Annotated in this window: 20 protein-coding genes, 2 pseudogenes and 1 riboswitch; all 22 genes and pseudogenes read right to left on the minus strand. The window is 36.6% G+C overall.

Going from position 1 to position 23371, the window contains the following annotated elements; all coding sequences use genetic code 11:
* Window positions 1-145 precede the first annotated feature (145 nt).
* The 22 genes and pseudogenes from ACHZK0_RS18215 to tepA all read right to left on the minus strand — a co-directional run bounded on the left by ACHZK0_RS18215 (window position 146) and on the right by tepA (window position 23340).
* Window positions 146-1069 (minus strand): dipeptidase, encoded by a 924-nt coding sequence (locus ACHZK0_RS18215; protein ID WP_270340317.1) that lies wholly within the window; start codon window positions 1067-1069, stop codon window positions 146-148.
* A gap of 58 nt (window positions 1070-1127) precedes the next feature.
* On the minus strand, window positions 1128-1388 hold the full coding sequence (gene spoVS, locus ACHZK0_RS18220) for a stage V sporulation protein SpoVS (RefSeq protein ID WP_000404341.1): 261 nt from the start codon (window positions 1386-1388) through the stop codon (window positions 1128-1130).
* Window positions 1389-1537: 149 nt separating this feature from the next.
* Window positions 1538-2332: a TIGR00282 family metallophosphoesterase gene (locus tag ACHZK0_RS18225; protein ID WP_001221093.1), complete on the minus strand. Its 795-nt coding sequence runs from the start codon at window positions 2330-2332 to the stop codon at window positions 1538-1540.
* Between the two features lie 154 nt (window positions 2333-2486).
* Window positions 2487-4052 (minus strand): ribonuclease Y, encoded by a 1566-nt coding sequence (gene rny, locus ACHZK0_RS18230; RefSeq protein WP_016086643.1) that lies wholly within the window; start codon window positions 4050-4052, stop codon window positions 2487-2489.
* A gap of 481 nt (window positions 4053-4533) precedes the next feature.
* Window positions 4534-4956: pseudogene (locus ACHZK0_RS18235) on the minus strand (recombinase RecA); the annotation flags it as partial.
* 327 nt (window positions 4957-5283) lie between these two features.
* Window positions 5284-5892 (minus strand): annotated as a pseudogene (gene recA, locus ACHZK0_RS18240) (recombinase RecA); the annotation flags it as partial.
* Between the two features lie 144 nt (window positions 5893-6036).
* Window positions 6037-7275, minus strand: coding sequence for a competence/damage-inducible protein CinA (gene cinA / locus ACHZK0_RS18245; protein WP_262740365.1), 1239 nt, complete (start codon window positions 7273-7275; stop codon window positions 6037-6039).
* 20 nt (window positions 7276-7295) lie between these two features.
* Entirely contained in the window at window positions 7296-7874 is a 579-nt protein-coding gene (gene pgsA / locus ACHZK0_RS18250) for a CDP-diacylglycerol--glycerol-3-phosphate 3-phosphatidyltransferase (protein ID WP_001052972.1), read from the minus strand.
* Window positions 7875-7937: 63 nt separating this feature from the next.
* Entirely contained in the window at window positions 7938-8849 is a 912-nt protein-coding gene (locus tag ACHZK0_RS18255) for a helix-turn-helix domain-containing protein (RefSeq protein WP_242250707.1), read from the minus strand.
* Window positions 8850-8870: 21 nt separating this feature from the next.
* The gene (locus ACHZK0_RS18260; protein WP_000574107.1) at window positions 8871-9656 is read right to left on the minus strand and encodes a DUF3388 domain-containing protein; all 786 of its coding nucleotides are present in this window, start codon (window positions 9654-9656) and stop codon (window positions 8871-8873) included.
* A 139-nt stretch (window positions 9657-9795) separates the two neighbouring features.
* Entirely contained in the window at window positions 9796-10044 is a 249-nt protein-coding gene (locus ACHZK0_RS18265; RefSeq protein WP_000114455.1) for a DUF3243 domain-containing protein, read from the minus strand.
* 75 nt (window positions 10045-10119) lie between these two features.
* On the minus strand, window positions 10120-10833 hold the full coding sequence (gene ymfI, locus ACHZK0_RS18270; RefSeq protein WP_395760792.1) for an elongation factor P 5-aminopentanone reductase: 714 nt from the start codon (window positions 10831-10833) through the stop codon (window positions 10120-10122).
* Between the two features lie 103 nt (window positions 10834-10936).
* Complete coding sequence (gene yfmH, locus ACHZK0_RS18275; RefSeq protein ID WP_262740367.1) at window positions 10937-12223, minus strand: EF-P 5-aminopentanol modification-associated protein YfmH; 1287 nt, start codon at window positions 12221-12223, stop codon at window positions 10937-10939.
* Window positions 12224-13498 (minus strand): EF-P 5-aminopentanol modification-associated protein YfmF, encoded by a 1275-nt coding sequence (gene yfmF, locus ACHZK0_RS18280; RefSeq protein ID WP_395760793.1) that lies wholly within the window; start codon window positions 13496-13498, stop codon window positions 12224-12226.
* Window positions 13499-13697: 199 nt separating this feature from the next.
* Window positions 13698-14657, minus strand: a complete 960-nt coding sequence (locus tag ACHZK0_RS18285) for an ABC transporter permease (protein ID WP_098585701.1) — start codon at window positions 14655-14657, stop codon at window positions 13698-13700.
* Complete coding sequence (locus tag ACHZK0_RS18290) at window positions 14658-15716, minus strand: ABC transporter permease (protein WP_001085261.1); 1059 nt, start codon at window positions 15714-15716, stop codon at window positions 14658-14660. It lies immediately after the preceding gene.
* The gene (locus tag ACHZK0_RS18295) at window positions 15709-17241 is read right to left on the minus strand and encodes an ABC transporter ATP-binding protein (RefSeq protein WP_071721404.1); all 1533 of its coding nucleotides are present in this window, start codon (window positions 17239-17241) and stop codon (window positions 15709-15711) included. The genes ACHZK0_RS18290 and ACHZK0_RS18295 overlap by 8 nt, the downstream gene beginning before the upstream one ends.
* Before the next feature lie 118 nt (window positions 17242-17359).
* Window positions 17360-18436, minus strand: coding sequence for a BMP family lipoprotein (locus ACHZK0_RS18300; protein WP_132131188.1), 1077 nt, complete (start codon window positions 18434-18436; stop codon window positions 17360-17362).
* A gap of 92 nt (window positions 18437-18528) precedes the next feature.
* Window positions 18529-19254, minus strand: coding sequence for a GntR family transcriptional regulator (locus ACHZK0_RS18305; RefSeq protein ID WP_262740369.1), 726 nt, complete (start codon window positions 19252-19254; stop codon window positions 18529-18531).
* 233 nt (window positions 19255-19487) lie between these two features.
* A riboswitch (purine riboswitch) is annotated at window positions 19488-19589 on the minus strand.
* Between the two features lie 203 nt (window positions 19590-19792).
* Window positions 19793-22177, minus strand: coding sequence for a DNA translocase FtsK (locus ACHZK0_RS18310; protein ID WP_262740370.1), 2385 nt, complete (start codon window positions 22175-22177; stop codon window positions 19793-19795).
* Between the two features lie 213 nt (window positions 22178-22390).
* A complete protein-coding gene (locus ACHZK0_RS18315) occupies window positions 22391-22594 on the minus strand; it encodes a YlzJ-like family protein (protein ID WP_262740371.1) in 204 nt (67 codons plus the stop codon).
* Window positions 22591-23340 (minus strand): translocation-enhancing protein TepA, encoded by a 750-nt coding sequence (gene tepA, locus ACHZK0_RS18320; protein ID WP_097816842.1) that lies wholly within the window; start codon window positions 23338-23340, stop codon window positions 22591-22593. The genes ACHZK0_RS18315 and tepA overlap by 4 nt, the downstream gene beginning before the upstream one ends.
* Window positions 23341-23371: the final 31 nt, after the last annotated feature.

The following is a 23371-nucleotide window of genomic DNA, read 5'->3' on the forward strand; positions in this document are numbered from 1 at the left end:
AACGGACGCAAATTATGCCTCTTCTGATTTCCCTGAATCTTTAGTATAAAGCTATTTTGTTTTTCATTCTAGTATTAGGTCTTAAAAAAAGCAATAATATCAAATGAATTAATTCTAATTTTTCTGGATTTTTAAAACAAAAATCTTAAAAGCTTATACGTTCCACAAAATTATCATATAAAAATCGCTCTACAGTAGATGCTGCATAGTGTTTACAAAGCTCATTTATTACATTTTCGTATTCTCTATACGCTGATACATTTACAACTGTTTCTAAAATCCCATCAAAATCCGAACCAAATCCTATATTGTTCTCTCCACCTAATGAACAAATATATTCGATATGGTTTACTATATCCGCTATATTCGCTTGTTTTTCACTTGTTAGAAACTGCGGTGCAAAAGTAACACCAATCATGCTATTTCGCTTTATAAGAGCTCTAAGTTGTTCATCTTTTAAATTACGTGGATGCTGACAAAGTTTCATACAATTTGAATGGGAGGCAATAGGATTTTTTGCAATTTCCATCACATCCCAAAAGCTTCTTTCATTCAGATGAGACACATCAGTCCATACATGTAACGTATTAAGTTCTTGTACAACATGTTTACCAAAGGTCGTTAAACCCGCCCCACGTGCCTCTAGCGCACCATCAGCTAATAAATTGGCATAATTCCATGTTAGTCCAAAAGAACGTACTCCTAGACGATAAAACAACCGTAATTTCATTGCATCTTTTCCAATTGCTTCGCATCCTTCTAGTGTTAATATCGCTCCAATCTCGTCCTGTTTTAACATGTTAATATCATCTTTTGTCTGAATAAACTTCACACCCGGTAATGATAAAATTTCATTATAAAAAATATCGACCATCTGTAATGCTACTTCAAAGCGTTTTTCATATAGCACCGTTTCTGGCACATATATAGCAAAACATTGTATACTCCCTTTTCTTTTCTTTAATTGTTCAAATGTAATATGTAATTGCGGATCGTTTTTAAAATTCTTTTTCCCCTGTGCACTCCATAACTGAAAGAGTACATCACAATGAGCATCAAAAATTTTCATTTCCATTCCTCCATTATAAAAACAACCTGTTTGCATACTGCAAACAGGTTGTTTAAACTTAACGAGGTTCTACAATTAATTTTATTGCTGTACGCTCTTCCCCATCAATCATAATATCTGTGAACGCTGGGATACAAATCAGGTCCAAACCACTAGGCGCTACAAATCCTCTTGCAATTGCTACTGCCTTTACCGCTTGGTTCAATGCACCTGCACCAATGGCTTGAATTTCTGCTGTTCCGCGTTCGCGAATAACACCTGCAAGTGCACCAGCTACAGAATTAGGGACCGACGTTGCTTTAACTTTTAATATTTCCATTCCGCGTTTCCTCCTCGTTTCTATAAAAAGTATTAGCAATTATTTCACTTTAACTTATATTCACGAGGAATGACGCGTATTCCTGCTAAATTTCTGCAATTTTTCTAAAAAATTAAAAAATAATAACTTTTCTAAAATTTACCCGGGAATTACTCAAAAAATGGTTGATCGTCATTAATTAAGATACGCTGAATTTTCTTAGCTTTTCCTGTATTCGGATCCACATCAACTAGCACTGCACTTAATTGTGTTCTACCACTTGTCACTTCAAATCGTACTGGTAAGTTTGTTAAAAACTTCTTCAATACTGCTTCTCGATCCATACCTAAAATTCCATCGTAAGGCCCTGTCATACCAACATCTGTGATATATGCCGTTCCGCTTGGTAAAATACGATTATCTGCTGTAGGAACATGTGTATGTGTACCTACTACTGCTGTAGCACGACCATCTACATACCAACCTAACGCTTGTTTTTCACTTGTAGTTTCCGCATGGAAATCAATAAAGATAATATTCGTACGTTTTTTTGCAATGTTTATTAATTCATCCACTTTACGGAATGGGCAATCAATTGGAGGAAGGAATGTACGTCCTTGTAAGTTAATAACTGCAACTTCTGTTCCATTACAGTTCACAAAGATAAGTCCTTTTCCTGGAGTTCCTTCTGGGAAGTTAGCTGGTCTTGCAAGATATTTTGCATCATCAATAAATTCAAATACTTCACGGTTATCCCAAGCGTGGTTTCCAAGTGTAACCGCTTGTGCCCCGCATTCTAAAAAGTTTCGATATATTTTTTCCGTAATTCCACGTCCACCTGCTGCATTTTCTCCATTAATAATGGTTACTGTAGGTGTATATTTTTTCTTTAATGCCGGTACGTATTGTTGAATCATACCTCTACCAGGAGATCCTACTACATCCCCAACAAATAATATTCTCATATGTCTTACCCTTCCTATGTACTACATTTTTTATTACTATAGCTTCAAGCGATTCCCTTACAATATATGTATGATAAGTTTGTTTCACTTGTATGCTAATTTCCTTTATTTTAACCAATTCCAACACAAAAAAATAAAGTGGTGTTTCACCACTTTATTTTGCGTATTCCACTGCACGTGTTTCACGAATAACAGTTACTTTAATATGTCCTGGGTAATCCAGTTCATTTTCAATACGTTTTCGAATATCACGAGCTAAACGATGAGCTTCTAAATCATCAATTGTATCTGGTTTTACCAGAATACGAACTTCTCGTCCTGCTTGAATTGCGAAAGATTTTTCTACGCCTTCATAAGACTCTGAAATCTCTTCTAACTTTTCAAGACGACGAATATAGTTTTCAAGCGTTTCACTACGAGCTCCAGGTCTTGCAGCTGATAATGCATCTGCTGCTGCAACTAAAACTGCAATGATAGAAGTTGGTTCTGTGTCCCCATGGTGAGATGCAATACTGTTTATAACTACAGGATGCTCTTTATACTTCGTTGCGAGTTCGACACCAATTTCAACGTGGCTACCTTCTACTTCATGGTCAATCGCTTTACCGATATCATGTAATAAACCAGCACGTCTTGCTAGTTTTTCATCCTCACCAAGCTCTGCTGCCATAAGTCCAGTTAAATATGCAACTTCCATAGAGTGTTTTAAGACGTTTTGTCCGTAACTTGTACGGTACTTTAAACGACCTAAAATCTTAATTAAATCTGGATGTAAACCGTGAACACCCACTTCAAACGTTGTTTGCTCTCCGACTTCGCGAATATACTCGTCCACTTCACGTCTTGATTTTTCGACCATTTCTTCAATACGCGCTGGGTGAATACGTCCGTCCTGTACTAGTTTATCAAGAGCGATACGAGCTGTTTCACGACGAATTGGATCGAATCCAGAAAGGATAACCGCTTCTGGTGTATCATCGATAATTAGGTCAATACCTGTTAACGTCTCTAACGTACGAATATTTCGACCTTCACGTCCGATAATACGTCCCTTCATTTCGTCATTTGGAAGATTTACAACCGAAACGGTTGTTTCAGCAACATGATCAGCTGCACATCTTTGCATTGCAAGAGATAAGATTTCTTTTGCTTTCTTATCCGCTTCTTCTTTCGCACGAACTTCACTTTCTTTTACCATTACGGCAATTTCATGAGAAACTTCACTTTCTACTTTACCAAGAATAATTGCTTTCGCTTGTTCGCGTGTCAGATTGGAAATGCGCTCTAATTCTGTTTGTTGCTTTTGAACTAACTCTCCCACTTTGCTTTCCAACTCTTCAATCTGTTGTTGTCTCGCTACAAGAGAATCCTCTTTCTTTTCTAACTGTAGCTCGCGTTTATCGAGCGTTTCGTCTTTACGATCAAGGTTCTCTTCTTTTTGCATTAAACGATTTTCTTGTTTTTGTAATTCGCTTCTACGGTCACGAATTTCTAATTCAGCTTCTGTACGAAGTGTATGAATTTCATCCTTTGCTTCTAAAAGCGCTTCTTTCTTAAGTGCTTCAGCCTCACGATTCGCTTCGTCTATAATACGTTTCGCTTCATTAGCTGCACCATTAATCTTCGCTTCAGCAATAGACTTTCGAACAAAAAAGCCAACAACTGCACCGACTGTTGCAAGCAAAATGGAGATGAGTATCCAAACTGTAGTACTACTCATGATTTCACCTCCCCTTGCTATGAATGAAAAAAGACTGTCGGCATGTACATTGAATACCAACATACAGCAAAGACCGTCGCCCCACTTTTTTAAGGGACTTTCTTCATTTCACAATTAAAATGTCATATTATTATTTCGGCAAGATTTAAGTCTTACTCCGAATATTACTTCTCTTCTTGAGAAGAGTGTTTCGTATATAAGAAAAAATATACATTCTCATTGTATCTATCGCAATTTTCATTGTCAAGCGTTGTCTACTTTTACTTTCTTTACCTTCAGCCCTAATACATATATGAATTTAAAAAGCAGACAGCATATTATCCTGGAAAACCTTAGTAAATTCCAGTTTATTCATATAAAAAATGCATATATTCCTCTTTATGCATAGCCTTTTAGTTAAATTAAATATTTTATTTCCAACGATATACAACGCTTTCATAATAATTAAAAATAAAAGACACGGGACCGTGTCTTTTATTTTTTAATCTTGAAGATTTGAATCTTCCGTGTCTTCCACACCAGAGTCTTCACCAATTCCGTGATGATCACGAACAAAGAAGGCAATTTCCTCTCTTAAATCCGTATTCTCTTTTAAGAATTGCTTCGAATTTTCACGACCTTGTCCTAAACGCTCTTCATTATAAGAGTACCAAGCACCACTCTTTTGAACGATATCAAGTTCAGAAGCCATATCTAAGATTTCACCTTCTCTTGAAATACCTTCTCCATACATAATATCAACTTCAGCAACACGGAATGGTGGTGCTACTTTATTCTTAACTACTTTTACTTTCGTTTTATTACCAACGATGTCGTTACCTTGCTTTAATTGCTCCGCACGACGTACTTCAAGACGAACTGTTGAATAGAATTTCAACGCACGACCACCTGGAGTTGTTTCTGGCACTATCTATAGATTTTCCATCTCTATAGTCCGGACTATCTCTTCATCTCTTTACAGAGAGCCTTGCACTTCCAGCAGTAGCCTATCATCTGCCGTACCCTACTCAGTTAACTAAAAGTCCTTTTCGGTAGTCTCTACACCTTCCCCATATAAATATGAAGCTTGGCACGGTATTACCCTAAATAATGGTGGGCTTCACCGTTAGCAACTATATGAATAGTTACACCCTTAGGCAATAAGGTTCACAAGGTTTTTTAACATGCTATCACTAGCAAGGGAAACCCATGGTAAACTCCTTAATCTTTACGATTAAGCAACTTGTAGTTGATTTCCGAACATAACCCCAACTTTTTCACGAATTTGGTTAATAAAGATTGCGATTGTTTTTGATTTATTGATTGCACCTGAAAGTTTACGAAGTGCTTGAGACATTAAACGAGCTTGTAAACCTACGTGTGAATCACCCATGTCTCCTTCGATCTCAGCTTTCGGTACAAGAGCCGCTACAGAGTCAATTACGATAATATCAACCGCGCCGCTTCGTACAAGCGCTTCTGCGATTTCTAGTCCTTGCTCCCCTGTATCAGGTTGTGATAATAGTAATTCATCTATGTTAACGCCTAATTTTTGTGCATATACAGGATCCATCGCATGCTCCGCATCAATGAACGCTGCTTGTCCACCTTGACGCTGTACTTCAGCGATTGCGTGTAATGAAACTGTTGTTTTACCTGAACTTTCAGGTCCGTAAATTTCAATAATACGGCCGCGTGGGTATCCGCCTACCCCTAGTGCCACATCAAGTGCTAAAGAACCACTTGAAATTGTAGAAACTCTACGCTCCGCTTGTTCCCCTAATTTCATAATTGAACCTTTACCGAATTGCTTCTCTATTTGTTTTAACGCCATATCTAATGCCGCTTGACGATCACTCATTCAAAATTCCTCCTTAACTGAATTGCTAATCTTATTATACCTATTTTCAATTCAATTTGCCAACAAAAATCGAACATTTATTCGATTTTTTTATTTTCCATTAAATAAAACTGAATTTAATCATTAAAAAAAGCTAGAAGAGACTCACATCTCTTCTAGCTTTTTATACAAATGATAAAATCCATATTTCGCCGAACGTTCCCTGATTTGTTGACGACTTCCACTTAAATTAAGAGGAAAGACTACAGTTGGTTCATCCTTCATCGCCAATCCAACGAAAACTGTTCCCGGCTCTTTATGTTCTGAAGCATCCGGTCCTGCTACCCCAGTGAAACTAATGCCGATATCTGCTTTTAATAAACCCTTAACGTTTTCAGCAAGATAACGAGCACATTCTTTACTAACTGCACCATCAATAGATAACACTCCCTCAGGTACATGTAAAACATGTTGCTTCACATCATTATGATAACAAATGACACCGCCTTTAAATACTGAAGACACACCAGCACTTTCTGTTACTTGATTCCCGAAGAGTCCACCGGTTAAACTTTCTGCACACGCTAAAGTTAATCCTTTTTTCTTCAATAACCCTATCGCCTTTTCATGCAGAAACTCTTGATCATACCCGTAGAAAAATTCTCCTACTCTTTCTAAAATCAAATCTTCCATATGCTGAATGAGTTTCGCCGCTTCATCAGCATTTTGATGTTTGGCAGTTAAACGTAGTGTCACTTCTCCATCATTCGCAAGGGGGGCGATTGTCGGATTCGTTTGTCCATCAATTAAATCTTGAACTTTCACTTCTAATTGAGATTCCCCAATCCCGAAGAAGCGAAGCACACGAGAATAAATGTTTTCTCCTGTTGTAAAGTTACGTAAAAAAGGCTCTACATAACTGATATACATCGGCTTCATCTCTTTCGGTGGTCCTGGTAATAAAATATAAACTTTCCCGTTCTTATTTAACCCCATACCAGGTGCCATGCCGTGATCATTCGCAAATACAGTTGCTCCATCTAAAACGAGCGCCTGCTTTTTATTATTCTCTGTGAACTCGCGACCTGTACGCTTAAAGTACTCGCTTATCGATGCTAATGCCTGTTCATCATACACTAGCTCTCCACCCAAACTAGTAGATATCGTTTCTTTCGTCAAATCATCTTTTGTCGGGCCTAATCCACCTGTGAAAATAAGTATGTCAGCACGTTCTTCCGCAACTTCAATCGCCTGCTTTAATCGCTTGTTATTATCTCCAACTACAGTATGGTAGTACACATTAATTCCAATTGAAGCTAACTTTTCAGATAAAAACTGGGCATTTGTATTTGCAATTTGTCCAAGTAATAATTCAGTTCCAACCGCAATAATTTCAGCATTCATCCCAATTCCCCCATAAACTTCTATTTTGAGTTTACAAAAGCAGCTCTATTTTTCCAGAAATAATCCCATCCTGAAATAACAGTAAAGAATAATGCAATCCATATAAAGATATCAGCAACTGGAATATGGATTAAATTTAAAGGTACATCGTGTAATAAATACGCTGCAATCGCAATAATTTGTGTCCACGTCTTAATTTTTCCTAACTGATTTGCTGCCACTACTTCTCCTGTTCCAGCAAGTACAAGGCGTAAACCTGTTACTGCAAACTCACGGCTTATAATTACAATAACGATCCAAGCAGGTACGTATTGCATCTCAACTAACGTGATAAGTGCTGCTGAAACAAGTAATTTATCAGCTAACGGATCAAGGAACTTCCCTAAATTCGTTACAAGATTATACTTTCTTGCGTAATATCCATCAATCCAATCTGTAGCCGAAGCAATAATAAAGATAAGTGCCCCTACTAAATGTTGAATTGGTAAATCAACATCACCAATTGTGTATGAACCCCAATCAAAGGGCGCTAACATAATTACCATAAAAATTGGAATTAAGAAGATTCTAGATATTGTAATTTTATTTGGTAAATTCACAGCTATTCCTCCATCATATCAAAAACATTTGTTCATTGAAAAAAGTCATCGAAGCGATGACTGTTATTGTGCAGGTTGCTCTATCCCTTGGTTTTTTATCACCAATCTTTGGTGAAGTTCTTTTTCTGGATCCAATGGATAAGCGACCACTTGGCCATTCAGTTTAACTTCAATATTCGTTGCATTTCCAATATTAAGTCGCACTTCTTTTAATGTTGATACATCATGTTTTTCTATTTGACCCTCTTGTACTGTAGTGTTTAGAATTACCTTCCCCGCATCATCTTTAACATCTACATAACTCGCACCTTTACCCGATATTTCCAGTTCTAATGTTTTATTATTATGAATTTCCAAAGTAGATACTTTACCAGTTGTCCCCACTACTTTCACTTCTTGTTGACCAGTTGGCTGTGCTGGTTGTTCCTCTTTCTTTGGCTCTTCTTTCTTTGGTTCCTCTTTTTTAGGCTCTTCCGCTTTCACTTCATCTTTCTTTGTATCTAACGGAGAGTTTTCTGCTTTTTTAACCTCAATTTTTTCACTTTGAGCGTTCGGAACTTTCTCATCACCTTTTCCAGTTAACGCTTGGAAAACAAACCAAATTACCACTCCAAATGCGATTACTAACAACGCAACTAAAATTTTCGGCATATGATCTGCAATTGGCCATGATGAAGATTTTTGCATTGTTTCTTGTGTTTTTTGTCCTGTTGATACTTGTGGAACATCGCGTTTTTCAGATTGTGGTATCGTACTCTGATATTCTACAAGCAGTTCCTCTCCACTTAATCCAACCGCATCTGCGTATTGTTTAATGAATGCACGCGCATAAAAAGCTCCTGGCAATACATCATAATTGCCTTCCTCAATCGCTACTAAATGGCGCTTTTGAATTTTTGTAATCTCATGCAGCTGATCAATAGACAAGCCTTTCGTTCCTCTTGCTTCTTTCAGCTTTTGTCCTAATTCTGTCACTACTAACACCTCAATATTTCTTTAAAAGTCAAACATAGAGAAATTATTTTGCGTACCTTGCTCAATTTCATCTACTAAATTATATTGAATTTCTTCATCATAATCGTTACGCAACTCGATAATATAATCAAAATCATCCAATGTGTATTCTGACTGACTCACAAATACGTCAGGATGTTCCACAACTTTCGTTGCAGGTAATCTCATAATTTCACGAACAAGCTGCCAATGCCTTTCGTTAGCACGCTTTGTTGACACGATCCCATCTAAGATGAAAATATTGTCGTCGCTATACTCATCTTCAATCAATTGACTACGAACAGTTTGCTTAATAAGAGTAGATGATACAAATAACCATCTTTTATTTGCACAAACACTTGCGGCAACAATGGATTCCGTTTTTCCGACACGAGGCATTCCTCGTATCCCGATTAGTTTATGACCTTCTTTTTTCATGATTTCAGCCATAAAGTCTACAAGTAACCCTAATTCATCACGTACAAATCGAAATGTCTTCTTATCATCCGCATCTCGTTGTATGTACCTACCATGTCTAACCGCTAGCTTATCTCTTAGCTTTGGCGGACGATATTTCGTTACCGTTATGTTATCCATCGTATTTAAAATTGATTCAAGTCTAGAGATTTGCTCTTGATTATCACACATAAGGAGTAATCCACGTCGTGCATTATCTACACCATTAATTGTGACAATATTAATGCCGAGCATACCGATTAACGAAGAAACGTCACCAAGCAAGCCAGGTCGGTTTTTATGTATTTCATATTCAAAATACCATTCAATCATCCAAGATCACTCCCCTTGCTTACTTTACACCTACGTACTATATTATATGATTTCACCTTAATAGGGAAGCTAAATGTATAATCTAACCCGCGTTATTATTATACAAAAAAAATAGAGAGGAGAATCTCCTCTCTATTTTTTACTTATGTTGTACAAACTTCACCATTAAGTTTGCGATTGTATGTTGCTCTTGTTCATCAGCAACTTTCCAAAGCTCAGACAATAATTTCTCTTGATCGTTGCGCGCTTCTACTTCATTTGCTAAATAATCCCCAACACGAAATGCCATATCTGATACAGCACCGCCATCAAGACCTTTTCCTGATGCCTGTTCTAATCTTTCTCCTAAAAAGCTCTTCCATTGATCAAAATTATCTAAAACTGACATGTGTAAGCACCTCACTACTTAGTAATAGAATCATGCTTAATTTGTACAGTTTTTTATTTTTTATGTAAGAAATTTTTAGCAATGCCAACCGCCGTTCACTCCGATAATTTGTCCCGTTATATAAGATGCACCTGGCGATACGAGGAATGACACTGTTTTCGCTACTTCGTCTGGTAGTCCTAATCGACCTAACGGAATCTCTTCAGCAATCCCATTCTTATCCTCTTCTGAAAATACGTTTAACATTTCCGTTTCAATTGCACCTGGCGATACCGCATTCACTCTTACTCCACTTAATGATACTTCTTTTGCTAAAGCTTTAACATATGAATTTTGTGCACCTTTTACCATAGAGTAAAGCACTTCACATGATGCGCCAATTTGTCCCCATATAGACGAAATAAGTACAATATTGCCACTTCTCCGCTGAATCATAGATGGCAGTGCCTTTGATAATAATTTATAGATACTCTTCACTTGAAGTTCTACCATATAATTTAATTCATCGTTCGTTACATCTGTTACGAGTCCAAATATACTCTTCCCAGCTGCATATACGATAACATCAAGAGGCTGTTCAATTTGTTCCCACAATTGCTCTGCTCCATCAGCAGAAGCTAAATTGGCTTGAACGGGAATCACTTCACCCCATTCTTTCTGCAACTCATTCACTTTCTCTTCACTGTTATTATAATGAACATATACTGTATATCCATCTTGAATTAATTGTTTTGAAATAGCAGAGCCAATCCCTCCGCTCCCTCCAGTTACTAATGCATACTTTTTCATATAATTCCTCTCTTATCTCAACAAAATCTTTATCCTACAAATAAATAATACCCTCATCTTACAATTTATCAATGATAAGATGAGGGTATTATTATGAAACCTTTTATTTCTTCGGTAAAACCTGACAAACGCTCATTCTTTCTTCTGATAATAATGTTTTCGCTACTTCTTGTAAATCTTGAACAGTTAACCCTTCTAATACTGTTAATGCTTCAAACAGACTCGATTCATTAAATGCATATCGTGTAAACTGATTTGCAATATACTCCGGTGAATTCAAGGAGCGTAAAAAGCCACCTATTTTCTTTTTCTTTACTCGTTCTAATGCCGCCTCATCTAATTGATCATAATTTGTATTTAATAAAATACCTTTCAAACGCTCTTCCAGCTCATCAGGTTGCTTCGTATCGCCGCCAACCATTGCAAAACCGAAGTTATTCTCTTCCGTATAATCATATGAGAACGAATCATCAATAAGCCCTTCGTTATATAAAGATTCGTAATGAACAGAGCTTTTTCCAAATAAATAATCTAAAAGTAACGTAAGCGCAATTTCTTGCTTTAAAAGGGCTTTCCCTTTTTCTTTTAAATTCGTCGCCTTAATACCTACTAAACATTTCGGTGTTTGTACAGGCATTGAAATAATTTTCTTCTTTTCATTTACCTCATCTGGTTCTTCTTCAAATGAACGTACAATTTCTGGCTGATTTTTATAATCTTTTTTCACTTGATTTTCACGTACTAAATCCATTGTTTTCTCTGGATCAATTGCACCCACAACAAATAGCAACATATTGCTCGGATGATAAAATGTTTCATAACATTCATATAATAGGTCTTTCGTAATTTTACTAATAGACTCGATTGTCCCTGCAATATCAATTTTAATTGGGTGCTTTACAAACAAGCTATCAATTAAACCAAAGTATAAGCGCCAATCTGGATTATCTTGATACATTTGAATTTCTTGCCCAATAATCCCCTTCTCTTTTTCAACTGTTTTTTCAGAGAAGTAAGGCTCTTGTACGAAGTTTAACAATGTATTTAAATTTTGTTCTACATTTGATGTACATGAAAAAAGGTAAGCTGTTCTTGTGAAAGATGTGAACGCATTTGCCGATGCTCCTTGTTTACTAAACAATTGGAAAGCATCATGATCTTCTTTTTCAAATAATTTATGCTCAAGAAAATGAGCAATTCCATCAGGCACACGAATCATTTCTTCTTTACCTAATGGTACGAATGTATTATCCATAGAACCATATTTTGTCGTAAACGTTGCAAATGTTTTATTAAATCCTTGCTTAGGTAAAATATATACATCTAATCCATTAGGAAGTTTTTCATAATAGAGTGTCTCTTTTAATTGCTCATAAACAATTTTCTCCATTTATTCTCCCTCCGTTCCTTGTAAAAAGTAAATTGTATCTAGTTCAATATTTTTAGCAACTTTCACAATCTCTTCTTTCGTCACACTTTCAATACCTGTAAGCCATTCTTCAACCGGACGCGTACGCTCTGAAATAATACCATGATACAACATTTCCACAAATCCGCGCGGTGTATCAATCGCCTCTAATATTTGATTTTGAATGACACTTTTCGTTTGGTGCATCTCTTCTTCAGAAAAATCACCATTTTGCATCGCTAACATTTGTTCTTTAATAATCTCAACAGCTTTTTCATAATTTTTCGCTTCGATCCCTGACATAACAAACAATAAGCCTTTATGACTTTCAAAACGGGATGCTGCATAGTAGGCTAAACTATTTTTTTCACGAACGTTAACGAATAACTTCGAATGAGAAAACCCTCCAAACAATCCATTGAACAATTGCAGTGCAAAATAATCTTCATCTTTATACGTAATAAACGTACGATAACCGATGTGTAATTTACTTTGTTTTAATTCTTGTTTTTCTACAACTTCTTTTTCTTCATTATTTCTCTTATGAAGAAGTACATTTCTTTCTCTCGCAGGACGCGCTGAAATAGAAAAATACTTACTTACAAGATCCACTGCGTTTTCTGAAATATCACCAATAATGTATAGATCCATTTCATCTTCCGCTAACACTTTTTGATAATATTGATACAAACTTTCATTTGTAATAGAAGAAACACTCTCTTTTTTCCCATTTGCACTTAAACGATACGGTTCTACTTTGCACATTTCTTCAACTAAACGCTCGTTTGCATAGCGCATTTTATCATCATACGTAGCTTCAATTCGTTGCAAGAGCGCTCTTTTTTCACTTTCTACGATAGAAGGTAGAAAACCGTGCCCCTCTGTCGCCGGATGTAAAACTATATCCGATAACATAGAAAGCGCTTTTTCAAATAACGGTGGTGCATCATGCAAATATACTTCATTTGCAATGTCCACATAAATAGAGATAATATGGTCTTCACCTTTTTTACTTACATCTACTGCCAAAGAAGATCCGTATAATTCTTCTAAATATTGACGAAGACGAATTACAGAAGGAAGCTTTTCTGTCGCACTTTGCAATACGTATGGCAATAGGGCACGCTCTGTCACCGTCTCCTCATTTAAAGGTGCTTTCAAACGAAATACAAAAGTATTTGTTTTATATTTATCTGTTGGAATAATATGTACTCGTAAACCACCTAACTCATGTAACTGTTGTTCCATTAGTTTCATTTATAGCCCTCCTTTACGTATGTAGGAATATTCCTCTTCAATATACAGTTTTTAGAAATAAAAAATCAACTTTTCTTCCTCACTATACTTACATTAGGCTCTTTCTAAAAACTTTCATTTGTAAGGAACATCGTAAAATTCCGTATTAAATATAGTCTATGTAAAAAAGCCCGCACTAATGTGCGAGCTTTTTTTATACTTATCGTTTTCCTTTTTCATAAGGTGTTCCTAATGCTTTCGGAGCTTCAGAACGACCTACAAAACCAACAAGTGCTAATATTGTAAATACATACGGTAATATCGTTAATAAAACACTCGGAATTTGATCTAATACAGGAATTGTTCCACCTGTTACACTTAACGATTGTGCAAAACCAAAGAATAGGGCTGCACCTAATGCACCTAGTGGATTCCACTTCCCAAAGATCATAGCAGCTAACGCTAAGAAACCTTGTCCAGTAATAGTTGCCCCTGAGAAGTTATTAGAAATTGACATTGCAAAAATTGCTCCACCAATTCCAGCAAACACGCCTGATATACAAACACCAATATAGCGCATTTTATATACGTTAATCCCCATCGTATCAGCTGCCATTGGATGCTCACCAACCGCACGAAGACGAAGACCGAACGGTGTTTTATAAATAACATACCAAACAACGAATGCTAAAATAATAGCAATATACGACGTTATCGGTACGTTCGAGAAGAATACCTTCCCTAAAACCGGAATATCCGAAAGGCCTGGAATATCAATCTTTTCAATACGGTACTGAATAAAGTCAGTCTGTCCTTTATCAAAAATCTTCTTAATTGCAAATACCGTTAATCCAAGAGATAAGAAGTTAATCGCTACACCACTTACAACTTGATCCGCTCGGAATGTAATAGATGCTACCGCATGAAGTAATGCAAATAATCCACTACCAATCGCCGCAAATAATAACGCAATCCACGGAGTCATCGTTCCCCATGTATCACCCATTAATAAGTTTGTAACAACTCCAATAAATGCACCAAATAGCATTAGTCCTTCTAATCCGATATTTACAACACCTGATCGTTCACTAAATACACCACCTAGCGCTGTAAAAATTATAGGTGCTGATGTATATAATGTACCCGTCACAAGAATGGCTAATATATCTAAAAAGCTCATTTATTTCCCCTCCTTGCTCATGCGTGTAAGCGCCCATCTTAACACATAACTACATGCAACAAAGAAGATGATACATGCAATAATCACATTAATAAGCTCTGATGGTACATCTGCCTCAAAGTTCATTTGAGGGGAAGCACTTTTCAAACCACCAAATAATAAAGCTGAAAGGATAATACCAAACGGATTATTCCCCCCAAGTAAGGCTACGGCAATCCCGTCAAATCCTACTCCTGTAAACGAAGACATTGCTGTCATACTTTGGAATGTTCCTAACCCTTCCATCGCACCACCAATCCCCGCAAATGCACCAGCAATTGTCATAGAGAATACTACATTGCGAGAAACTTTCATACCAGCATATTGGGAAGCATGTTGATTAAATCCTACCGACTTTAATTCATACCCTAAAGTTGTTCGATCTAATAAGAACCACATTAAAATAGCGATTAAAATTGCTACAACAATTCCCCAGTGAAGGCGCGAACCATCAGTGATGGCAGCAAGCCAGTCTGAAGATAATGACGCACTCGCTTTGATGTCGTACGTTTTATCATTACCCTCGTGCAAGAAACGCTTAATAATGTCATATGTTACGTATAACGCAATATAGTTCATCATAATTGTTACAATAACTTCATTAACTTGAAATTTCCCCTTTAAATATCCAGGGATGAAACCCCAAATTCCACCTACCAATGCTGCAAATAAAATAGATAACGGAATGTGAAGAACAGCTGGTAGCGAAACTGCATAACCGAACCAAACTGCTGCAAGCCAACCAACTAGTAATTGACCCTCTACCCCGATATTAAATAAACCTGTACGAAATGCAAACGCCACTGATAAGCCGGCAAGAATAAGCGGGATCATTGTACGAAGCGTTTCACCTATTGCACTTGGGCTACCGAACATTCCTGTCCAAAGTGCACTATAACCAACAATCGGATCATAGCCACTAACTAGCATTACAATTGCTCCGACAAGTAAGCCGAAAATAACGGATAGTACTGGGACTAAAATATTTATCGTTCGTTCTGTTAAAAGTTTTTTAGCCATTTGTACCCACCTGCTCCTTCTTTGTTCCTCCAGCCATTAACAATCCAAGCTGTTGTTCATTCGTTTCTTTCGCATCAACAATTGCTACAATTTCCCCTTCATAAATAACAGCAATTCGGTCACTAACATTTAAGATTTCATCTAACTCTAAAGATAAAAGTAATACACCTTTTCCTTTATCTCTCTGCTCTATTAATCTCTTATGAATAAATTCAATTGCTCCTACATCTAAACCACGTGTTGGCTGTGCCGCGATTAATAAATCTGGATCACGGTCTACTTCACGTGCAATAATTGCTTTTTGTTGATTCCCCCCAGATAAAGCGCGCGCTAACGTTTGCTCACTAGGTGTACGTACATCAAACTGTTCAATAAGTGCCTTTGCTTTTTCTGTAATTTTACTAAAATTTAAAATCCCTTTCTTTGAAAACGGATTTTTATAGTACGTTTGCAGCACTATATTATCTCTAACAGAAAAATCAAGAACAAGGCCGTGTTTATGGCGATCTTCTGGAATATGACCAATTCCTTCTTCCGTTATCCTTCTAACAGGCCAATTTGTTATTTCTTTTCCTTTAATTGCAATAGAACCTGACTCAACTTTTCGTAAACCAGTAATTGCTTCTATCAATTCACTTTGTCCGTTTCCATCAATCCCTGCAATTCCAACAATTTCCCCCGCACGAACAGTTAAGTCAAGGCCTTTTACAGCAGGTAGTTGACGTGCATCGTGAACAACAAGATTTGCAATTGAAAGTACCTCTTCTTTTGGCTTCGCGTCTATTTTTTCTGTTTTAAAATTCACTTGACGTCCGACCATTAATTCCGCAAGTTTATTTTCATCCGTATTTGCAACGTCAACCGTTCCAATCCCTTTTCCTTTACGAATAATCGTACAACGATCGCAAACTTCCATAATTTCTTTCAACTTATGTGTAATAAGAACAATAGATTTTCCTTCTTGTACAAGCTTTTTCATAATTTGAATTAGCTCATGAATTTCTTGCGGTGTTAACACAGCTGTTGGTTCATCAAATATTAAAATTTCTGCACCACGGTAAAGTGTTTTTAAAATCTCAACACGCTGCTGCATACCAACTGAAATATCCTGTATTTTCGCATATGGATCTACAGCTAATCCGTATTGTTCAGACAGTTTTTGAATTTCTTTAGCAGCTTCCTCAACAGCAATTTTCCCTTTTTTCTTCGGTTCATTTCCGAGAATAATATTCTCTGTAACTGTAAAATTATGAACAAGCATAAAGTGCTGATGAACCATTCCAATACCAAGGTCATTTGCCACATTTGGATTGGTAATGTTTACAGACTTTCCTTTAATTTTAATTTCACCTTGTTCCGGTTGATACAAACCAAATAGTACATTCATCAATGTGGATTTCCCTGCACCATTTTCTCCAAGTAAAGCATGTATTTCTCCCTGCTTTACTTGCAGCGTAATATCATCATTCGCTACAATGCCTGGGAATACTTTCGTAATGTTATTCATCTCAATTACGTATTCCATTGTGTTCCTCCTTTTAACAGGGAACATTCCCCTATTACACTATTAACTTATTAAGCAATTTGGAAGTTTTATACATACAAAGGTTAGTTCTATGAACTAACCTTTGCTATTTCTCTATTTATTTTTTTAGAGAAGCTTCATATTCTTTATACTCTTTATCTGTAGCTGGTACTTTAATTTCACCATCTGTAATTTTCTTTTCAAACTCTTCTACTTTTGTTAAAATTTCAGGGTTAACTTTTTTCACGTTATCAGTTGTTTTTGCAATACCAACACCGTCATCTTTTAAGCCAAACGCTTCTACTTTACCGCCTTTTAATTTACCATCTTTCGCTTCTTGTGCTACTTTTTCAACAGCGATATCTACACGTTTTACCATTGAAGTTAATGTTACGTTTTCAGGCATACCTTCTTGGTTTTGGTCACGGTCAACACCGATTACCCAAACATTTTCACCTTTTTTCTTACGGTTTTTCGCTTCAGTGAACACGCCGTTACCTGTACCACCAGCAGCATGATAAATTACATCTACACCTTGACCATACATTGCTGATGCAAGAACTGTACCTTTTTCAGGTTTATCAAATGCTTCCGCATATTCAGATACGATTTCAATGTTTGGATTTACTGCCTTTGCACCGGCTTTAAATCCATTCTCGAATTTACTAATTAAATCACTCTTCATTCCACCAACAAATCCTACTTTATTCGATTTTGTTGACATAGCTGCTACCGCACCTACAAGGAATGATCCTTCATGATCTTTAAATGTAATGCTTGTTACGTTTGGTGCATCTACAACAGTATCAACGATTGCGAATTGTTGTTTTGGAGATTCTTTTGCAACTTCTTTAATTGCACCTTCTAATTTATAACCGATTCCGAAAGATAAATCATACTTATCTTTTGAGAATTTCTTTAAGTTCGGAATATAATCTGCTTCTTTTTCAGACTGTAGGTAACGATAATTTGTCTTTTCCTTTAATCCATTATCTTTACCAAACTTTTTCAAACCTTCCCAAGAAGATTGGTTGAATGATTTATCATCAACGCCCCCAACATCTGTTACCATACCAACTTTGAATTCTTTATCTTCTTTCTTGTCACTGCTCGCCTTATCCGAGTTACCACATGCACCTAAAACCGTGCTTGCTGCTAATGTTAATGATAATAAAAGACCTGTTTTTTTCTTCATACTAGAAACCCCTCCTGAAATTATATATATATCTTTATTCTTACGCTGCTGTCCCTAACTTCTTGCTGTCACCTCCCTAAAATGGAACTTATCTACATACGTTTTCTTAATACGTGGAAGCTAAACTTGTCAGCTCTAAAGTAATTGATAGAATATAAGATTGGCTCATCATTTTGATCATAATGCATTTGTTTTAAAACTAGCAGTGCTGTTTCTGGTTCACATTCTAAAATCGGTGAGATTTTCGGATGATAGCCAATTGGCTCAATGTGTGCAACCGCGTATGTGATACGTTTATGCGTATTGTTATGTATCACTGTAAGCAATGATTCTTCGTTGTATCCTGATAAATCCGGCAAGATTTCTTTTGCAAGTTTATCGATACAATATACAACAGGTTCCCCATCTGCTGTACGCACACGCTCAATCATTACTGCATTAAAACCCTCGTCACTATTAAACTTCTCTTTTTCTTCTTCTGTTAAACTTGTTGTGGATGATGATAGAAAGATAGTTCCTGGTGTTTTCCCCACACTAGAAATCATATCTGTAATGCTAGAAAGTTGTTCAATCCCAGAAGAAAATAACGGCTTTGCATTTACAAATGTCCCTACACCATGTCTACGAATGACAACATTTTCTTCTTCTAAAATACGCAGCGCTTCCCTTAAAGTCGCCCTACTTACACCAAGTTCTTTCGCTAAATCAAACTCTGATGGTAACTTCTGTCTTTCCTTATAAGCTCCATCTTTAATTTTTTCTTTGATGTGATCAATCACCCGTAAATATAGGTGACGACTATCGGATTTTACTGACATAAGACTCCCCCGCATTTCAATTATTCGACCTCTGATGTAAGACTTCTTTTCTCTTTTTTCAACTTACAACATAATCAAAATTGCTAAATACTAAAAATAAGCTTAATTGTCGAATAAATATTAATAATTTTTTAAGATGAAATTTTCACTCTTTACTGCATAAAAAAAACTTTGCACCATAAACATTCCTCATTTCGAGAAAAAGTTCGGCACAAAGATCTCTTACATCCTTTGTTACACACTTTTCCCCTCATAGTCCAGCAATTCATGGTTGCCAGGTAGAAACTTATGGACCTTATCTCCAAGATTATATGAGGCAGTGATTCTTTTCGAAGTAATCTTACCACTTGCTCCCATACGTGTCAACAAAATTTAACATTTTTCTACATTAAATATCGAACATTCATTAAAAACATATTCAAAGCATTCGTATTCTAAAGAATCCCTTTAAATGTAAGCCCTTTCTTATCGACTGAATATAGTATATAACAAAACCAGTATATAAAAAAGCCTAATTGTAAAAACAATTAGGCTTTTTTTATGAACTTTTTTCTTGTACATCATTAATGAGCACTTCTCGTGGTTTACTACCTTCATACGGACCTACTACACCATTCATTTCCATTGCATCAATTAAACGGGCAGCTCGCGTATAACCTACCCTAAACCTACGTTGCAACATAGAAACAGATGCTGTTTGCATTTCCACTACGAGCTGAACTGCTTCATCATATAATTCATCTTCTACTTCCTGCTTCGTATCAGGAACATCTTGCGGAATCATATCTTCTTGATATTGCGCTTTTTGCTGACCAATAACATATTCTACAACTCTCTCAACTTCATCATCTGATAAAAACGCACCTTGTACACGTACAGGCTTCGATGCACCAATTGGTATAAACAGCATATCTCCACGACCTAGTAGTTTCTCTGCACCACCACCGTCAAGAATTGTACGAGAATCTGTTTGAGAAGATACAGCGAAGGCAATACGTGATGGAATATTCGCTTTAATAACTCCCGTAATAACATCAACTGATGGACGCTGCGTTGCAATAATTAAATGAATACCAGCCGCACGGGCCATTTGCGCTAGACGCATAATCGCATCCTCTACATCCGATGAAGCAACCATCATTAAATCTGCTAACTCGTCCACAATGACTACAATATAAGGTAATTCCGGTTGTTTCGCTTCTGATTGACTATTATGTTCTTTTATATAGTCATTGTACCCTTCGATATTACGCGTGCCACTATGAGCAAACAACTCATAACGACGCTCCATCTCACTCACGACTTTTTTCAAAGCTTGCGATGCTTTTTTCGGATCTGTTACAACTGGTGTTAATAAGTGTGGAACACCGTTATATACATTTAACTCTACCATTTTCGGATCAATCATCATTAATTTTACTTCATGTGGTTTTGCACGCATTAAAATACTAACAATAATACCATTAATACATACACTTTTCCCGCTACCCGTCGCACCAGCTACTAGTAAATGGGGCATTTTATTTAAACGGGCTAATACAGCTTCACCTGTAATATCTCGTCCAAGACCAATTAACAATTTCTCTTCTGGATGATTATTAGCCTTAGAATCAAGGACTTCTCTAAGCGTTACCATAGAAACTTCTGAGTTCGGAACTTCAATCCCTACAGCTGATTTCCCGGGAATTGGTGCCTCAATACGAATGTCTTTCGCAGCTAAAGCAAGTGCTAAATCATCACTTAAACTAACGATTTTGCTTACCTTTACTCCCATATCAGGATATACTTCATATTTTGTGACTGCAGGACCTCTATGTACTTTTGTTACTTTCGCTTTCACTCCAAAGCTTTGGAATGTACGTTCTAATTTACGAGCATTCTCATAAATTTCTGCATTTTCATTTGTAACTTGCTTGTTCTTAGGAAATTTCAATATATCAAGTGCAGGTAGCTTGTAATCTTTATTTTCTACATTTGAAAATTGCATAGGAGGTGCTTGTGTTTCACCCTCTAGCGATTCAACGATTTTTTCTCCACGCTTTTTCTTAGATTCTTCAACAGGCGGAGCCTCTTCAATAGGCGGCGAAGTTATCAACTCTGCTTCCTGTACTTCGCCAATTCGTTTATCCTCTTCTTCATTTACTGGATAATTCTCAGTGAAATTCGAAATAATGGGAGGATCAATTGAGATTTCTTCCATCGGCTCAATAATTTCTTCTTGTTCTGTAGCACGTTTGCTCCTTGTGCTTCTCGTTGTTTTTTTCTTTTCTGTTTGTTCAGCCGTTCTTTTGGATCTCCAATCTTTATAATCCCCTTGCATTACTTCAAATTGACTTCTAAGGATTCTTCCTACAGGGGCAAGTACTTCCCCAATATGCTTATTTGTTATACAAAGTATGCCGAGTATCACTAAAATAATTCCAATAATATAGGCTCCTACTTCATCAAATAAGAAGTAACATGTCGCGAACATAAGCGCACCAAACATACCACCGCCTAAATGAACGCTATCGGGACCCTTTTTCATTTCAAGAAAGAAGTTATCTTTCGTACTCACAATAACAGAAGTATTTTGCACTGCTCCATCTTTCGTAAGAAGGTTAAATAATGTAATATGACTAAACATTAATATCGCCAATACTATTAAATAAAAACCGATTAACCGTTTATTTAATAGGTTCGGCCATCCACGTTTTATAACGAACGAAACCGATAAAGCTATTACACCTAACACACCAATTATGTACCACTCACCAAAGAAGAAGCGAAAAAATAACACAAACGATTTTCCTACAACGCCTAGCTGTAAAATCGTAATGATTGAAAGTGCAAAAAGAGTTAAACCGACGATTTCATAATACAAAGTTGGCTTTATTGTGCGTCTTGCTTTTGCCTTCGTCCCTCTTTGCTTTTGTTTTGCCATTTCTTCACCTCGTGTTCTACATGTAAATAGAACTTCCTGAAAAAAAGCTCTACTTATATGACTGTTTTCTCTATTTTTTCAGGTCTTATATCTTCTATTTTTACACTTCTTGTAAATTGTTAAATAAACAGAAGAAAGCAGCCCTCTCATGGCTGCTCAACCGTCTTGTTTTTTATATTATACCATAGCTTCTAAACAAAATCCTTCTTTTTGCTAAAAGGTTATTTTCTGACCAGGCTCAAACTCTAAGTAGTGAAGTGGATCCGTACTTAGCACACGTACAATAGAATAATACCCGTGTTCTTCTTCAGAAACCATTAACTCAACACCGTTTATATTTACAACTTTTTGGCTTTCACATTGCGAATAATCAGCTGGATAGACAAATTGCTCTGGCATAATTGTATATAAAATCATTGTAACATTGTCCCTTCTGCACGATCCTCCCCGCGTGCATCTATTAATTCGTTCAATTTTCGAATTGCATTTCCAATACCACCGACATCATCTATAAGACCATATTTCACTGCATCTCCGCCGATTACATTCGTTCCAATATCTCGCGTCAAATTCCCTTTCGCAAACATAAGCTCTTTAAAACGATCTTCCGTTACTTTCGAATGCTTCGTCACAAATCGTATGACTCTTTCTTGCATTTTATCTAAATACTCAAATGTTTGCGGCACACCTATAACAAGACCTGTTAGACGAATAGGATGAATTGTCATCGTCGCAGTTTCCGCAATAAATGAATAATCCGTAGAGACAGCAATCGGTACACCGATAGAATGTCCCCCGCCTAGAACAAGTGATACTGTTGGCTTTGAAAGCGAAGCGACCATCTCAGAAATTGCTAGCCCTGCTTCAACATCACCACCAACCGTGTTTAATATTAAAAGTAAACCTTCAATTTTCGGATTTTGTTCTATCGCAACAATTTGCGGAATGATATGCTCATATTTCGTTGTTTTATTTTGTGGTGGCAACTGAACATGACCTTCCACCTGTCCAATGATTGTTAAACAATGAATACGCGATTCATTCATTTGTGGTACATTCGTTTGTCCAAGCTGTTGAATTTTTTCCACTATTGAAGCTTCTTTTCCAGTTTCTTTCGGCTCAGCCTCTTTCTCTTCATTTGTATAACGATCACGTTCTGTCATATCGCATCCCCTTTCACTCGTATATCACTAT

Source organism: Bacillus sp. 3G2, assembly GCF_044324725.1.
GTDB lineage: Bacteria > Bacillota > Bacilli > Bacillales > Bacillaceae_G > Bacillus_A > Bacillus_A mobilis.

What these genes read in the sequence shown, in the direction of transcription:
- ACHZK0_RS18310 (WP_262740370.1), bottom strand. Translation starts at nt 22,177, where the DNA reads ATGGCAAAACAAAAGCAAAGAGGGACGAAGGCAAAAGCAAGACGCACA.
- ACHZK0_RS18285 (WP_098585701.1), bottom strand. Translation starts at nt 14,657, where the DNA reads ATGAGCTTTTTAGATATATTAGCCATTCTTGTGACGGGTACATTATAT.
- ACHZK0_RS18215 (WP_270340317.1), bottom strand. Translation starts at nt 1,069, where the DNA reads ATGAAAATTTTTGATGCTCATTGTGATGTACTCTTTCAGTTATGGAGT.
- ACHZK0_RS18305 (WP_262740369.1), bottom strand. Translation starts at nt 19,254, where the DNA reads ATGTCAGTAAAATCCGATAGTCGTCACCTATATTTACGGGTGATTGAT.
- ACHZK0_RS18295 (WP_071721404.1), bottom strand. Translation starts at nt 17,241, where the DNA reads ATGGAATACGTAATTGAGATGAATAACATTACGAAAGTATTCCCAGGC.
- tepA (WP_097816842.1), bottom strand. Translation starts at nt 23,340, where the DNA reads ATGACAGAACGTGATCGTTATACAAATGAAGAGAAAGAGGCTGAGCCG.
- ACHZK0_RS18225 (WP_001221093.1), bottom strand. Translation starts at nt 2,332, where the DNA reads ATGAGAATATTATTTGTTGGGGATGTAGTAGGATCTCCTGGTAGAGGT.
- rny (WP_016086643.1), bottom strand. Translation starts at nt 4,052, where the DNA reads ATGAGTAGTACTACAGTTTGGATACTCATCTCCATTTTGCTTGCAACA.
- cinA (WP_262740365.1), bottom strand. Translation starts at nt 7,275, where the DNA reads ATGAATGCTGAAATTATTGCGGTTGGAACTGAATTATTACTTGGACAA.
- ACHZK0_RS18315 (WP_262740371.1), bottom strand. Translation starts at nt 22,594, where the DNA reads ATGATTTTATATACAATTATGCCAGAGCAATTTGTCTATCCAGCTGAT.
- ACHZK0_RS18265 (WP_000114455.1), bottom strand. Translation starts at nt 10,044, where the DNA reads ATGTCAGTTTTAGATAATTTTGATCAATGGAAGAGCTTTTTAGGAGAA.
- ymfI (WP_395760792.1), bottom strand. Translation starts at nt 10,833, where the DNA reads ATGAAAAAGTATGCATTAGTAACTGGAGGGAGCGGAGGGATTGGCTCT.
- yfmF (WP_395760793.1), bottom strand. Translation starts at nt 13,498, where the DNA reads ATGAAACTAATGGAACAACAGTTACATGAGTTAGGTGGTTTACGAGTA.
- ACHZK0_RS18260 (WP_000574107.1), bottom strand. Translation starts at nt 9,656, where the DNA reads ATGATTGAATGGTATTTTGAATATGAAATACATAAAAACCGACCTGGC.
- spoVS (WP_000404341.1), bottom strand. Translation starts at nt 1,388, where the DNA reads ATGGAAATATTAAAAGTTAAAGCAACGTCGGTCCCTAATTCTGTAGCT.
- ACHZK0_RS18300 (WP_132131188.1), bottom strand. Translation starts at nt 18,436, where the DNA reads ATGAAGAAAAAAACAGGTCTTTTATTATCATTAACATTAGCAGCAAGC.
- yfmH (WP_262740367.1), bottom strand. Translation starts at nt 12,223, where the DNA reads ATGGAGAAAATTGTTTATGAGCAATTAAAAGAGACACTCTATTATGAA.
- ACHZK0_RS18290 (WP_001085261.1), bottom strand. Translation starts at nt 15,716, where the DNA reads ATGGCTAAAAAACTTTTAACAGAACGAACGATAAATATTTTAGTCCCA.